General features: G+C 43.8%; 14 protein-coding genes and 1 tRNA gene. 5 read left to right on the top strand and 10 right to left on the bottom strand.

Annotation, left to right across the window (positions count from 1 at the left end; all coding sequences use genetic code 11):
- Positions 1–63: 63 nt before the first annotated feature.
- Positions 64–1104 (bottom strand): AI-2E family transporter, encoded by a 1041-nt coding sequence (locus OZ660_RS07015; RefSeq protein WP_274742998.1) that lies wholly within the window; start codon positions 1102–1104, stop codon positions 64–66.
- Between the two features lie 73 nt (positions 1105–1177).
- Between OZ660_RS07015 and folX the strand changes: the two genes are divergently transcribed.
- Complete coding sequence (folX, locus tag OZ660_RS07010; protein WP_159627972.1) at positions 1178–1546, top strand: dihydroneopterin triphosphate 2'-epimerase; 369 nt, start codon at positions 1178–1180, stop codon at positions 1544–1546.
- 11 nt (positions 1547–1557) lie between these two features.
- Entirely contained in the window at positions 1558–2451 is an 894-nt protein-coding gene (locus OZ660_RS07005) for a TIGR01777 family oxidoreductase (RefSeq protein ID WP_274742997.1), read from the top strand.
- 130 nt (positions 2452–2581) lie between these two features.
- On the opposite strand, the gene OZ660_RS07000 is transcribed toward OZ660_RS07005, so the two are convergent.
- The gene (locus OZ660_RS07000; protein WP_274742996.1) at positions 2582–5104 is read right to left on the bottom strand and encodes an ABC transporter permease; all 2523 of its coding nucleotides are present in this window, start codon (positions 5102–5104) and stop codon (positions 2582–2584) included.
- On the bottom strand, positions 5105–5806 hold the full coding sequence (locus OZ660_RS06995; protein WP_274742995.1) for an ABC transporter ATP-binding protein: 702 nt from the start codon (positions 5804–5806) through the stop codon (positions 5105–5107).
- Positions 5807–5822: 16 nt separating this feature from the next.
- Between OZ660_RS06995 and OZ660_RS06990 the strand changes: the two genes are divergently transcribed.
- The 3 genes from OZ660_RS06990 to OZ660_RS06980 all read left to right on the top strand — a co-directional run bounded on the left by OZ660_RS06990 (position 5823) and on the right by OZ660_RS06980 (position 7964).
- Positions 5823–6479: an arylesterase gene (locus OZ660_RS06990; protein ID WP_274742994.1), complete on the top strand. Its 657-nt coding sequence runs from the start codon at positions 5823–5825 to the stop codon at positions 6477–6479.
- Positions 6480–6525: 46 nt separating this feature from the next.
- Positions 6526–6711 carry a hypothetical protein gene (locus OZ660_RS06985; RefSeq protein WP_274742993.1) on the top strand — a complete coding sequence of 62 codons (186 nt, stop codon included), beginning with the start codon at positions 6526–6528 and terminating at the stop codon, positions 6709–6711.
- Between the two features lie 269 nt (positions 6712–6980).
- The gene (locus OZ660_RS06980; RefSeq protein ID WP_274742992.1) at positions 6981–7964 is read left to right on the top strand and encodes a transposase; all 984 of its coding nucleotides are present in this window, start codon (positions 6981–6983) and stop codon (positions 7962–7964) included.
- Between the two features lie 40 nt (positions 7965–8004).
- Here the strand turns inward: OZ660_RS06980 and OZ660_RS06975 are convergent, their stop codons facing one another.
- The 7 genes from OZ660_RS06975 to OZ660_RS06945 form a co-directional block, all read right to left on the bottom strand.
- Entirely contained in the window at positions 8005–9285 is a 1281-nt protein-coding gene (locus tag OZ660_RS06975; RefSeq protein WP_274742991.1) for an amidohydrolase family protein, read from the bottom strand.
- A complete protein-coding gene (locus OZ660_RS06970) occupies positions 9282–10709 on the bottom strand; it encodes an amidohydrolase (protein ID WP_274742990.1) in 1428 nt (475 codons plus the stop codon). Before OZ660_RS06970 ends, OZ660_RS06975 begins: the two co-directional genes overlap by 4 nt.
- 124 nt (positions 10710–10833) lie before the next feature.
- Positions 10834–11772 carry a tRNA dihydrouridine(16) synthase DusC gene (dusC, locus tag OZ660_RS06965; protein WP_274742989.1) on the bottom strand — a complete coding sequence of 313 codons (939 nt, stop codon included), beginning with the start codon at positions 11770–11772 and terminating at the stop codon, positions 10834–10836.
- A gap of 204 nt (positions 11773–11976) precedes the next feature.
- A complete protein-coding gene (locus OZ660_RS06960) occupies positions 11977–12168 on the bottom strand; it encodes a DUF1289 domain-containing protein (RefSeq protein WP_159627952.1) in 192 nt (63 codons plus the stop codon).
- A complete protein-coding gene (locus tag OZ660_RS06955) occupies positions 12165–12386 on the bottom strand; it encodes a hypothetical protein (RefSeq protein WP_159627950.1) in 222 nt (73 codons plus the stop codon). The genes OZ660_RS06960 and OZ660_RS06955 overlap by 4 nt, the downstream gene beginning before the upstream one ends.
- 60 nt (positions 12387–12446) lie before the next feature.
- Positions 12447–13352: a M14 family metallopeptidase gene (locus tag OZ660_RS06950; protein WP_274742988.1), complete on the bottom strand. Its 906-nt coding sequence runs from the start codon at positions 13350–13352 to the stop codon at positions 12447–12449.
- 396 nt (positions 13353–13748) lie between these two features.
- Positions 13749–13824, bottom strand: a tRNA-Glu gene (locus OZ660_RS06945).
- Between the last annotated feature and the right edge of the window lie 102 nt (positions 13825–13926).

The following is a 13926-nucleotide window of genomic DNA, read 5'->3' as shown; positions in this document are numbered from 1 at the left end:
GGTGTTTTGCTATAGGTAGCATTAAGTGTGTATCCGTTTTCACAAGCACCCATAAAAAACGAGTTATGCCGCCTTCTTATCACCTTCACTTGATAGCAACACTGCAAGCCATTTACTCTCTTCTCTCGATTCTAAAGCTATTTTTACAACCATAGTTAAAGGGACAGAAAGTAACATTCCAACAGTACCCAGCAGCCATCCCCAAAAGATTAAAGATAAAAATACGACAAGCGTAGATAGTCCCATTCCTTTACCCATCAACCGAGGTTCAACCATATTACCCATAATGGTGTTCACTAATACAAAGCCCAAAGCTGCAAACCCTGCCTGTGCTGGACCAAGCTGAACAAAGGCGATTAGCACGGCAGGTACTGCGGCAATAATAGAACCAATATTCGGAATAAAATTAAGCATAAAAGCAAGTACAGCCCACAGCATAAAATGGTCCACACCCATTATGTAAAGCCACAGGCCGATAATAAGTCCAGTACCTAGACTCACCACTGTTTTTATTGCGAGATAACTGTTAACGGAGCGGATGAATCGGTCGATGTGTTTTAGCTTCATACCAGGGTCAGCCAACGCAATATGCAATCTGCGAGGAATACTATCCGCTTCAAAAAGCATGAAGATAACAGTTAGAAGAATCAAGAATAGATTAGACAAAACACCGCCCATACCGCTTATGAAATTGGTAGCAACCGACATTGCCGTAGCAGGATCTAGGTGAGAAGCGATCAACTCGCGGTTTATATGAATATTGTATTCAGCCAGTTTAGACACAACCCATGCAAACTCAGAATCCAATTTACTTCTATATTCAGGCAGATTTTCTCTAAACTCTGTCATTGACTGTCCAACGAGACCCGCCAAAAGAAATCCGAACACAACAATTATCAGTATAACAAAGGTGATAGATAACCATTTGGGCACGCCAAATCTAGAAGTCCAGTGAATAATTGGACTGCACGCTATAGCGATAAATATAGATAGAAAGAAAGGCACCATAATGGTGCTGGCTGCCTTAATGCCTGCCATTACAACCACGAGGCAAGCAAGTACAATAAGAATTTTTGCGGTTGGTGATCGTAGTTCCACTGACATTTTGTGCTACATTCCTGACTGAAACGACAATACTTTACAACGACTTATAACTAACTACAAACAAGAGACTGTAATGAACTTCAACCTCGCCACAATAAAAATTAAAAACCTCAGACTTCGAACGTATATCGGCATTAACGAAGATGAAATCAAAAACAAGCAAGATGTAGTGGTAAACGTAAAAATCGACTACGACGCTGAGAAAGCGACTAATACTGACGATATGAGCGATGCACTAAACTACAAAACGATCACCAAGGCGATTATAAAATTAGTCGAGGATAATCGGTTCTCTTTGTTAGAAAAACTCACAGCCGATGTACTTAGCATTGCCGCAGAGCATTCGTCGGTGCGCTATGCAGAAGTAGAAGTAGACAAACCCCACGCGCTCAGATTCTCTGACTCGGTATCATTGACGCTTTCGTGTAACAAGTCAGCGTAGCGGAGAGCTCCATGAATATTCTCATTACCGGTGGAACAGGCCTTATAGGCAGTGAATTCATCAGCCAATATCGAAACCAGCATACGTTTACAGTTGTATCGCGAGACACAAGTAAAGCAAAGGCAAAGTTGGGAGAAGACATTGCTGTAATAAACGCTGTTTCAAAAATTGAGGATATTTCGGCGTTTGATGCGGTTATTAATTTGGCGGGTGAACCAATAGCCGACAAACGATGGACAGACACTCAAAAGAAAGTGATTTGCGAAAGTCGATGGTCAATCACTTCACAACTCGTCGCTAAAATCAACGATGCTAAGCAGCCTCCAAAAATCTTTATTTCGGGGTCAGCGATTGGTTTTTATGGGAATCAAAATGATAAAGTAGTGACTGAAGACACCAGCCCTCACGATGAATTCACCCATCAACTATGCAATAAATGGGAGTCAATTGCTCAGGGCGCGATAAGTGAATCAACTCGCGTCGTTTTATTGCGCACCGGTGTTGTACTCTCTAGAAACGGTGGGGCGTTAAGTAAAATGGCGCTACCTTTCAAATTGGGTGTGGGCGGAAAACTGGGCTCAGGGGATCAATATCTGTCATGGATCCACCTTCAAGACATGATAAGAGCCATCGCATTCTTGCTTGAAAACAAGAATTGTAGCGGCCCTTTTAACGTAACTGCACCAGAGCCAGTTTCAAATATTACATTCTCTAAGCAACTCGCAGCATCGCTTAATCGCCCATGCTTATTCACTGTCCCTGCCTTCATTATGAAAATCGCGATGGGAGAATCATCAACAATGATTTTGGAAGGTCAACGCGTTATACCTCAAAATTTAACTAACGCTGGGTTTACCTTTGAATACCCTACTTTAGAAATGGCACTTAACGACATTAATCGATGAGCTGATTAGATTTCGTTAGCTGCAAAGTTCTAATGCATTCGTTAATCCTTTAATGCCGTTAATGCCGTTAATGCCGTTAATGGACAGACACTTTTTATATGAGTGACTGTCCACTTTCTTTTGCTCTAAATCACACCATTTTTCTCAACATTTGGCTCGTATTTAGCGTTAGCAAGCGCCAGCAACCAAAGGCCCCAAGAATGCCAACTACAACAGCACCTACTGTAGGCGCTACAGCCCAATATTCGAAATGCAGACTGCCATCCATTTGAAAAACTGATGTTTGAAGCAAGTAAAGACTTAACTCATTAGCCAATGCCGCCATGAATCCAGCGACTGTCCCTATAATTACGAATTCAAAAATTACACTTTTACGGATAAGGCCGCCTTTCGCGCCCAATGTCCTTAATATTGCAATTTCCTGCCTACGCTCATCCATACTGGCTTGCACTTGGGCTATCAATACTAAGCTCCCAGCCATCAGTACTAGCACCAGTATAAATTCAACCGCTACTGATACTTGATCTACTATCTCGCGCAGCTGATTTATGCGAGCATCCACATCAAACATCGTTATTGAAGCAAAGGGCTTTAATAGCTCAGTGAGTTGTGATTTTCTCTCGATGGGTAGATAAAAACTAGTAATATAAGTAGGTCGGAACGAAGCCATTGCATCAAGATGGATGACAAAGAAAAAGTTAGGTTGCATCGTCTGCCAATTTACTTCCCTGATACTGGTCACTTGGGTTTCGACTATTTCACTTCCCACATTAAAAGTTAACTTATCACCCACTTTGATGTCTAAACGCATCGCCACTTCTTGCTCAACTGATACAGGATAAACGCCATCATCGATACTCGAAACCCCATCACCATGCCAAGTGCCTTCCACTACCTTATTTTCTTTTTGTAACGTGTTACTCCACGTTAAATTCGCTTCTCTGCCTAGCCCGCGACGCCCTTCCCTGTTAGATTCATCTTCCTTTGATACCTCTGTGTTTACGCCTTCCTCGTTAACAGCTACAAACCGACCTCTAATAACAGGGTAGAACTCTTCTATTTGAATGCCATTCTCTTCAAAGTGTCTGTCCAATTCAGGTTGAATATCTGGTGTTATGTTGATAAGAAAGTAGTTGGGTGTCCCTTCGGGCAACTGTGAACGCCACTGCGACACCATATCATTGCGCATAACGAGCACTACCAACAACAGCATGATTGTTATCGAGAAGCTAATGAGTTGTACACTATTGTCCATTGCTCTTCGCTTGATCCGCGCCCACGCTAGCTGCCAAGGCCCCATTCTGCCACTACCTAAACGTCGGCCAATAGCAATTAACCCATAAGTAGCCAGCAATAAGCTTGCAACAAGCACTGTGCCCGATAAGAACAAAATCGCACTTATCTTAAGGTCCTGACTGTACATCCACATTAACGAGAAAATCGCTCCGCCAGAGGCAATAAACTGAATGCTACGAGAACGCAGATTGGCACTAATGTCTTTTCTAAGTACCCGAAGCGGGGGTACCGAGAATAACTGAAGTAATGGATACAGAGAAAACAGCAGCGCGCACGTCGCCCCAGTAGCAACGGAGATAATCACCGGGCGCCAATGCCAAACATTAAGAGATACATCTACTTTATCAGCAACAAACGTCACCACTACTTGTTGGCCAATAAATCCGACAATAAGACCAATAAAAATCCCCAGTGCTGTGATTAACAAAATTTGAATGAGGTAAATTTTACGAATCGTTCCGCTGGTAGCGCCCAAGGTTTTCATAATGGCCACTGGATCGAAATGTCGTTGTGCATAACGCTGTGCCGCGACAGCTATCGATACTGCTGCAAGTACAATTGCTAATAGACTTGCGAGCAGGAAATAACGTTCAGCGCTTGCCACAGAGCGTCCAATTGCAGACTCATCATCTGCAACAGTTCGCCAAGAATGCAAGTCGTCATTAAGATTGGGCAATAGCCAGTCGCTGAAGCTCTCCAATTGACTCGGCTCGCCAGCAAAGTACCCCACATAACGAACCCTACTGCCAGGGCCTGTAACAGCCGTTTTGTCGAGGTCACTTAGATTCATTAACACAATAGGGTCTGTGTTAAAAATGCTAAACCCAGCATCTGGAATATCTACCAAAACGCGCGTCACCGTGAAGACACCTTCGCCAATCTCTATCTCATCACCCACCGTGATTCCTAGCGTTTGAAACAATCTCGATTGCACCCAAGCTTCACCAGGCTGGGGTAAAGCATTGGTTTCCTGCTTTTTACCAAAAGGCTTATCGGTAACGCTTACCGCCCCTTTTAGAGGATAGCCGTCATTCACGGCTCGAAGATCGACAAGTGACATTTCGTCACCGCTAAATACCATCGAACGCGTAGTCACTTGTTTAGCTGTTGTTAACCCCTCCTCTTGCGCTTGTAGCAACCAAGATTCGTCTATAGGATCATCCGAGCGCAACTGTGCATCAGCGGCAATAAAGGCGGCTGAGCGCGATTTCAGGGCTCCTTGAAGTCGTTCGCTAAACAACGATAACGAGAGAACTGCCGCTACAGACAATACAATAGCAAGTAGTATAATTGTGAGCTCGCCGCGTCTGGCTTCATGGCGAAACAATCGCCACGCTAAATTAAACGAAGTTGACATTTATACCGCCTCTTTCGCGTCGTTTTGCTCTTTAGCAGCGGTAGTTTCAACGAGTTCGCCCGCACTCATTGTTAGCTGCCTGTCGCAATGCTCTGCCAACGTATTATCGTGTGTAACAAGTACTAAAGTAGTGCCTTTTTCTCTATTCATTTTGAACAAAAGTGACTCTATTTTTTCACTGTTCTTAGCATCAAGGTTGCCTGTTGGCTCGTCAGCAAACAAAATTTTAGGCGATGTAATAAACGCTCTCGCAATCGCTACACGTTGTTGCTCACCACCAGATAACTGGTTGGGAAAGTGGTGCGCTCTGTGTTGCAAACCAACTTGTTCTAAGATTTCATTGGCCAGCGCTTTGGGATTATCTAACCCAACTATTTCAGCAGGTAACATGACATTTTCAAGTGCAGTTAGGCTTTGAACCAACATGAAGCTTTGAAATATAAAACCCACTTTATTACCGCGTAGAACAGCTCGCTGCTCCTCATCCATATTGTGCAGCCCTTCACCATCCAAAAAAATCTCACCTTCTGTAACTTGGTCCAAGCCCGCCAACAAGCCTAACAATGTTGATTTACCTGAGCCGGACGCACCAATAATGGCAACGGACTCACCAGACTTGACTTCGAAGGAAATTGGACGAAGGATCTGCAGTGAACCTTCACTCGTATCAACTACTTTGGTTACAGAGTTTGCTTTTATCATAAGGGGTCATCTATTCGTGTTTGTTAGATTTCGTAATTTGTTCGTATTTTTAGTCATTCTTTTAATACCCTCTCACGCGCTATCAGATCAAGCTGATAACCAGGAGAAGAGCGAAAATGCTGTCCTACTTATATTAGGTGACAGTCTATCCGCAGCTTACGGATTACAGCAACGCGAGGGTTGGGTTAGTTTGTTACAAAAAATGTGGCAAGACGACAATATTCCGATTGAAATTGTAAATGCTGCGGTGAGCGGAGAAACGACCGATGGCGGTCTAGCAAGGTTCCCTCGTCTTCTAGAGCAACACAATCCTACGCATGTTTTAATTGAACTGGGTGGTAATGACGGCTTACAAGGCCACAACATTAGAAAAATTAGAGACAATTTAACGTCATTAGTTGAAACAGCGAAAAGCAGCGAAGCGCAGGTTTTTCTTCAAGAAATGCAAATTCCTTCAAATTATGGAAAGCGATATACGCAAATGTTTACCAAGAGCTTTTCGCAAGTGGCTGACGCACAGAGCGTGACAAAAATTCCTTTTTTTCTGGAGGAAATAGCATTGAAAAGTGAGCTTATGCAAAGTGACGGGATTCACCCTAATGCGACGGCGCAACCAATGATTGCAGAATTAATGGACAGACACTTAAGAAAGTTAATCCTTAATGATGAATAAATGTGCTATTTTATAATAGAGTGATTCACATAATTCGGAGTCTAGTATGGATGTTTCATCAGTTAATTCAGGCCCAGTATCAACCGTACTTGAAACACCTCAGCGCGCGCCTCAGCAGCAAGTGGAGCAACGCAACGAGCAAGAAAAACAAGCCAATCAGACTCAGCCTACACAGCAGGCATCGAGCAATTCAGACGGTCGAGTAGGCTCACGCGTGGATGTGTTTGTATAAGGCTTTGTTTGATAGACTGGACACCCACACGATGTCTTTACAAATTCGCCGCATAAAGCTAGCCAAAGTGGACACCCACTTGTTTCCACTTACTAAGCCATTCACTACGGGCAGTCCATTAGAGCACTTAAGTGACTGTCCACTTTAATTCACTGTTCAATCTAGTTCCAAACCATTCATCTCAAAAAACTGTACCAAAACTGGCCTCATAGACACTTAAAAAGAAGTGTGAATTTCTCATAATGCGTAAAAACATTAGGGATATGGAAATGCCTTTACCTCGCTACAAACAAATCAATACGGATGTCACCCCCTATTATCATTGTATTTCACGATGCGTACGTCAGTCGTACCTTTGTGGTAGGGATAATAATACAGGGATAAACTATGAACATCGCAGAAAGTGGATCCAAGACAGGCTGCATAAGCTCTCACAAGCTTTCGCTATTGATCTTTGTGCTTATGCTGTTATGCACAATCATATTCATGTTGTGCTCCATGTCGCTAAAGGAAGAGCAGAGGGTTGGTCAATGGATGAGGTCCTTCTTCGCTGGCGAATGTTCTATAAATGTCCACCGCTTGTGCAACGTTACTTAGAAGGAGAGTCAGAGAGTGAATTATCCCCCGAAGAGTGCGCTGAGTTACAAAGGCTTTCATCACTTTACCGAAGCCGGCTTCAATCAATTAGCTGGTTCATGCGGATGCTCAACGAATACATCGCTAGAAAAGCGAATAAAGAGGATGATTGTAAAGGCTATTTTTGGGAAAGACGTTTTCGGTCTCAAGCGATATTAGATGAAAAAGCACTGGCTGCGGTTATGGCATACGTCGACTTAAATCCAATTCGAGCCAAAATTGCAGACTCTCTCACTACATCAAACTACACGAGTATTCAGTACCGGTTAAATGCACAACGAGTGAATAAAACACCCAAATTTTTGATGCCATTTGAAGATTGTATTCAACAAGGCAAAAAATCTCATATTCCGTTCAAGTTAGATGACTATGTTGTACTATTGAAAAATACGTTGGCGCGACAGACAAAGAAAGTTGCATCCCCCTTTCCAAAGCTGAAGAATAGTTTACTCAAACGCCTTGGTATGACATCGCAAAACTGGCAACTAGTAACAAATAATTTTGAAACATTATTCTCAGGTCCGGTTGGCTGTCCGGACGCGATGACAGATTTTGCGAAGTTTTGTGGCAGAAGCTGCCGGCCTAATGTGACAAACGCCACAAAATATCTCTCATAAAAAAGGCTTTCTAATGAAAGCCTTCAGCAATTAAATCTCTCTATTCACTTCGCTGATACTGCGAGGGCTTTTTGCTATTTCCAGTGCCGAGTGATAAATACCTATCTCGAAGTTTTGTTTGTCGAGACTCCATTTTAATTGGCAGTCCATTGATGAACACTGACTCAGCAGCTTCGGTTACTTCCAACGGATCGCCCGACCAAATGACAATATCTGCTTGAAGGCCAACCTCAAGGCTACCCACTTCGGTATCAAGCCCAAATATTGACGCTGGTACACGCGTTAAACTTTCTAAGCCAACCTCATGTGGTAAACCATTTGCTACGGCATTACCGGCATGTTGTGCAGCTAGTCGAATGTTGTGTGTGTCCATTCCAATAGCTACGCTAACGCCTGCTTGATGAAGACGTGCGGCGTTGCTTAGGGTAGCGCCCATTTGGTCAAATCCACCTGGCAAGTTGTACTCTGGATCGATAATCACAGGAATATTTGATTGCGCAAGCTCACTTGCAACGCGCCAAGCTTCTGCGCCATGAACCAAAACCACTTTCACAGAAGGGTGTCTGTCCTTGAAGGCGATAACTTGGCGAATATCCGCAGCGCGATCAGCTCGCATCAATAACGGCACTTCACCTTGTATAACGCGCTTTAGTGCTTTTACATCAGAGCGAGTGTTCAGCCCATACCATGGCTTCTCTGCTGACAAGTCGCCCGACGCATTCGAAGCTTCCTCAAATACTTTATCCAGCATTACCCAAAGTGCAGCTCGTGAACCACCAGTATGCTCAGCACCTTCGCTACCCACGTCTATTGTCATAAAAGCGGCTGATTTTAGAACGGGTGACTGTCCACTTAACTGGATGATTGCGCCAAGCCCACCAAATAAGTATTTACTGCCATTAATGGCTGTAGCCGCGGATGTCATGCCCTCTAGGCGCGTAATTGCAAGCAGTGAGCTGTCAGGGTTAACAGCGTACTGAACATCTAACGCTGCACCTGTGTTTGAAATTGGCGTCATTTCAATACTTGAATCTACCACGCCTGATGACGATGACACTTCAACTAAACCTAAAGAAGTGAGTGCACCGATAAAGCCTGGCGTAACTACCTTTCCACTAGCATCTATACGTTCGTAACCTTCAGGTACGCTTTCACCACTCTGTACCGCCTCAATTCGGCCATCTCTAACAAGAATGGTTCCTTGATCAATAATGCCCTGTGAGCCCATGGTGTGTATCTTTCCACCGACAATGGCGTAGTTATCGGCAAATGTGGATGTCACTATCGACATTGTAGCCAGTAATACCGCTAATTTTCTCATTTAGAATCTCCTTCACCCACTTGGCCTAGCTCGAAATCGCTCACTGGCCATGACGACGTATCCGTTAAGGAGTAGGCTAAACCGCCATCAATATATACCTGCTCTGCTTTCGTGTAAGTTGAAAATGGATTTCCATTCCATACTACGATGTCAGCTTGTTTACCGGCCTCGAGAGACCCCGTTTTATCAAAAATACCGAGTGACTTCGCTGGATTAGCCGAGAGCCAAATCCAAGCGTCTTCCATAGGAATATCAATACCAGCACGCTTACCATCCGACCACGCTTTGGCCGCTTCTTGATTTAAGCGCTGTATCCCAAGGTCGCTATCAGAATGTACTATCGCACAAGCACCGGCAGCATGAACCGCGGGAATGTTTTCACGAATGCCATCGTAAGCTTCCATCTTGAAGCCCCACCAATCTGCCCACATCGCTGAACACACATTGTTTTCTTTCAGCTTGTCAGCAATTTTGTATGCTTCAACCGCGTGATGAAAAGTGCCAATTTGATAGTCAAACTCTTTCATCACATCCATCATTACGGTCATTTCATCCGCTCGATAACAATGCATATGAACGCGAATATCACCTTTCAAAACGCCTGCAAGCGTCTCTAGCTTCAAATCTCTTTTAGGTGGTGACGCATCTTTACCGGCTTCATAATCACGTTCGTAGGCTTCCCATTTTCGAAGGTAATCTTGAGCATCTGACCATGCTTGTCGATATCCCGCTACGTTACCCATCCTTGTCATTGGCCCACCTTTTTCACCGTAGACGCGTTTCGGGTTCTCACCACAAGCCATTTTCATGCCATAAGGAGCTTGTGGAAACTTCATATCCTGCATAGTACGACTTGGCACATTTTTAAGTACCACCGAACGGCCACCAAATAAATTAGCCGAGCCTGGTAAAATTTGTAGCGTTGTCACCCCGCCGGCTAAAGCACGCCCAAAACCAGGGTCTTGCGGCCAAACAGAGTGCTCGGCCCAAACCTGTGCAGTAACTGGATTGGTCATTTCATTGCCATCAGAATGGGAACGAGTAGACGGTGACGGATACACGCCTAAGTGACTATGGTTATCGATAATACCTGGTGTTACCCACTTACCAGTGCCGTCGATTATTGTTGTGTTGCTCGCGGTATCGAGTGACTGTCCACTTTTGGCAACAGCTTGAATCTTTCCTTCAGCGAAATAAACACTACCATTTTCAATTTTGCCGCCAATGCCATCAAAAATGGTTACGTTGGTAATGAGGGTAGGTTCACCTTGGATTGGTTTGTACGTACTTGGATAAGGGTCAGAATTTATCGATACTTTAGGTGCTTGTGTGCTATCAACGGTGGCATCTTGGCCACATCCCATCAAACAAAATGATGCGATGCAAGCCATCGATAGTGCCAGCTTCGAAGGTATAATTTTCATGTGTTCCCCAGAGCTATTCTTATTATTTGTGGATACTGGGGGTTATTGATTCAGTTTCCCCAGTACAAAACAGCCTAGCTAAGGAATGTGCACTTGCCAAGTTGCACTGGGGTAAAGCGTTATATTAATGCGAGGACTGGCGAGCTAGCACATCAACGATATCTTGAGAATTGGTCAAGCGCCTAATATCATTGAATAAAATTTCAGCTTCTGGATACTGTCTTTTTAAATACCCACACCACTGCTTTATTCTGTTCGGATAGTATTTGCCCTTATCCCCGAATATTTCATAACCTGAGTACTGTATCAAAAGCGATGCTAGTTCAGGCCATGGCATGGGGTCCTCACCATTTTTGATACACAGCGCTAAGTTTGGAAGGGCTAACGCTCCTCGCCCTATCATTAGATTTTCACAATCAGATTGCTGTTGGCAGCGCTTAGCATCCTCACTACTCCAAATCTCGCCATTAGCGACCAAAGGAATTTGTGTATGCTGTTTAATTTTTGCAATCCAATCCCAGTAAGCAGGTGGCTTGTACCCTTCCGTTTTAGTTCTTGCGTGCACCACAAGCTCTGAGGCGCCTGCTTCGGTAATAGCTATAGCGTTATCGATTGCTAAAGACTTATCTTCAAAACCCAGTCGAATTTTCGCAGAAACAGGAATGTGACTTGGAACAGCCTCTCTGACTGCTTTTACGATATCGTATAGCGTTTGTGTTTCTTTAAGCAACACAGCACCGCCTTTGCTTTTGTTTACCGTTTTTGCTGGGCATCCAAAGTTGAGATCTACACCTGGCGATCCTAGCTCAATAGCGGTTTCTGCATTCTCAGCTAGCCATTGAGGATGTTGACCAAGCAATTGGACACGCACGGGAACGCCAGCTGGAGTTTTGCCACCATTGTGAAGTTCAGGGCAGAGACGATAGAAGGTTTTTTTCGGCAGCTTTTGGTCGACTACCCTTACGAATTCTGTAACGCATTGGTCGAAACCGCCTACACGAGTCAACATGTCTCTCATTAAGTGGTCAACAACCCCTTCCATCGGGGCTAGCATTACTTTCATCAGGTAAAGTCTCTTTCAAGCTACATTAAAAAACGGCGCGAGATTTTATCAAAAAGCACTAGAGGTCGCTATGGAATAAACATGGATTGCTAAAGAATTAACTTTGCAAAAAAAGTATAGAAATGGACAGACACTTGATGAGTGAAATATGAGGGCTCAAATGGACAGACACTTATTTAAATAAAGTGTCTGTCCATTATGAGTTTAGAGCTTGATACTATTAATCGAATTTGAGTGTGTGTCCGATTTTTTATAGAGCCGCTCGAACACAGCTTGTTTTTGCGACTCAGTGTAATGTTGCCAGTGCGTAATTTCATCGATTGTGCGCTGACAGCCAATACAAATATCTTGTTCGTCAAGCTTACATAATGCCACGCACGGTGAAGCTAGATTCATAGTGAAATGTTACCTATTTCTTCTTGCGATTGGTGAGAAACACGAGAAGCCGCAATGGCGTTAAGTGTGCTCTCTGATAACTCTTTATTCGACCACAGGCAAACAAAGCAACCAAACTTATCTTCCAAGAATGCGGAAAACTCAGTGTCTGTCCTGCATTCGTGACGAATAAGATTTTGTTTGTTGCCGTCGTAAATTACTGCCGAATAGATAAACACAATTGAGCCCCCTTCATTGAAGGCTCAAATATACATCTAGACGTCTAAACGTTCAAGCGTCTATTTAATAAATTCTAATGCTGCGCAAATTGCTGCCACTTGTGCGTCGTTACAGTTCTGTGGTGTAGCGTTGGCACTATCGGGGTAAACCTCTGTAGTAGTAACAAATTCAGCGTCAGTCATTCCACCACATAGAAACAGTGCTTTCTTGTCGTAACAAATAACCCCAGCGCTCACTACATCTGCGCCAATAATTTTCCCATTCTCATCAGGTGGTGCGATATGAGTAACTTGCTTGACCGCTTTAATCACCGACTTTTGAAAGGCTATTTGTGGGTTCGGCGTATTTGCTACAGTGTAAAATCCATCTGGGATATTCCAATTATCATGCGTAGTGCCGTCTCTTGCAGCAAGGGCGGGCCTAAACTCAGAGTTGTCTGTATCAGTGGTTTCGTGCAGGTCAATGTGTAGTGAAAGCGGTATGTTTAATTCATCTATTAACGTCATCAGTTGCGCCGCTTCAGGCGCTGGCGAGTTTTCAAAAAATGAACGATTCGGATCTAGCGCAAGAGGATTCCAGCGATTTATTGTCTCATATCCCCAAGGGCTTACACATGGCACCACCACAATATTGCAATCTTTTGAATACTTAGAAAGTTTAGTTTCAATAAATTGAAGCGCTCCCTGGACGCCACTGGTTTCGTAACCATGAACACCGCCTGTTACTAATGCTGAAGGCTTATTTGGATCAAAACTTGTAGGGAGTACAGCAAACAGCGGGTAGCGCGCTTCATCGTACGGTAGTGCACCATATTGCTTAAGTGAAAATCCGTCAGGAATAATTTTATTTAGCTTATCAAGCACTTCTTCTTTGTAGCTTCGCTGAATACGTTGCTGTGCTTTCCATTGTGCTTTTTCTTCGTCTCCCCACGGTTTACCCGGGGTTCCTATTGGATAATTCTGCATATAACACCTCGTAGTTTGGAAGGTAATAATAACAGTCATTTAATCCATAGTATGTGCTGATAACTCTAAACTCGTTTTTTTCAACGCCGTAGGTGTATAGGTGCAATTACACCATAAAGGCGACGAGTGGTTTTGAAACACGCAAAGATTTGTTCAACTGACTCGACTTAGAAAGTGACTGTCCACTTTGCGCATTCGTCTAACCTCGTTGCTTTAGAGTTTGCGATGAACTTAACCTGCGACAGAGAATAAGTGTGTGTCCACTTTTGATTCAAATAAAAAGTGACTGTCCACTTTCATCATACTTTTAAAACGCTTTGGCTTGGTGACTTGAAGAAACGCAATTTGAGAGAGGTAAAAACAAAAAAACCAGCCGGATGGCTGGTTTTTTCGATATGGCGTCCCCTAGGGGATTCGAACCCCTGTTACCGCCGTGAAAGGGCGGTGTCCTAGGCCTCTAGACGAAGGGGACAGAAATTTTGCTAGTGAGGCAAAGCTTCACTAAATTTCTGTAAGGCGAGATGAACTCTGCGAATCGAGCGACATTATCCTTACTGAAATTTCCGTCCGGAGC

It is taken from the genome of Alteromonas sp. 009811495, from assembly GCF_028865455.1.
GTDB lineage: Bacteria > Pseudomonadota > Gammaproteobacteria > Enterobacterales > Alteromonadaceae > Alteromonas.
The sequence above is the reverse complement of the archived record's forward strand: the minus strand, read 5'-3'. Positions and strand labels throughout refer to the sequence as shown.

Bases quoted from the DNA above. Each gene is read 5' to 3' on its own strand.
- OZ660_RS07015 (WP_274742998.1), bottom strand. From the start codon at position 1,104: ATGTCAGTGGAACTACGATCACCAACCGCAAAAATTCTTATTGTACTT.
- folX (WP_159627972.1), top strand. From the start codon at position 1,178: ATGAACTTCAACCTCGCCACAATAAAAATTAAAAACCTCAGACTTCGA.
- OZ660_RS07005 (WP_274742997.1), top strand. From the start codon at position 1,558: ATGAATATTCTCATTACCGGTGGAACAGGCCTTATAGGCAGTGAATTC.
- OZ660_RS07000 (WP_274742996.1), bottom strand. From the start codon at position 5,104: ATGTCAACTTCGTTTAATTTAGCGTGGCGATTGTTTCGCCATGAAGCC.
- OZ660_RS06995 (WP_274742995.1), bottom strand. From the start codon at position 5,806: ATGATAAAAGCAAACTCTGTAACCAAAGTAGTTGATACGAGTGAAGGT.
- OZ660_RS06985 (WP_274742993.1), top strand. From the start codon at position 6,526: ATGGATGTTTCATCAGTTAATTCAGGCCCAGTATCAACCGTACTTGAA.
- OZ660_RS06980 (WP_274742992.1), top strand. From the start codon at position 6,981: ATGCCTTTACCTCGCTACAAACAAATCAATACGGATGTCACCCCCTAT.
- OZ660_RS06975 (WP_274742991.1), bottom strand. From the start codon at position 9,285: ATGAGAAAATTAGCGGTATTACTGGCTACAATGTCGATAGTGACATCC.
- OZ660_RS06970 (WP_274742990.1), bottom strand. From the start codon at position 10,709: ATGAAAATTATACCTTCGAAGCTGGCACTATCGATGGCTTGCATCGCA.
- dusC (WP_274742989.1), bottom strand. From the start codon at position 11,772: ATGAAAGTAATGCTAGCCCCGATGGAAGGGGTTGTTGACCACTTAATG.
- OZ660_RS06960 (WP_159627952.1), bottom strand. From the start codon at position 12,168: ATGAATCTAGCTTCACCGTGCGTGGCATTATGTAAGCTTGACGAACAA.
- OZ660_RS06950 (WP_274742988.1), bottom strand. From the start codon at position 13,352: ATGCAGAATTATCCAATAGGAACCCCGGGTAAACCGTGGGGAGACGAA.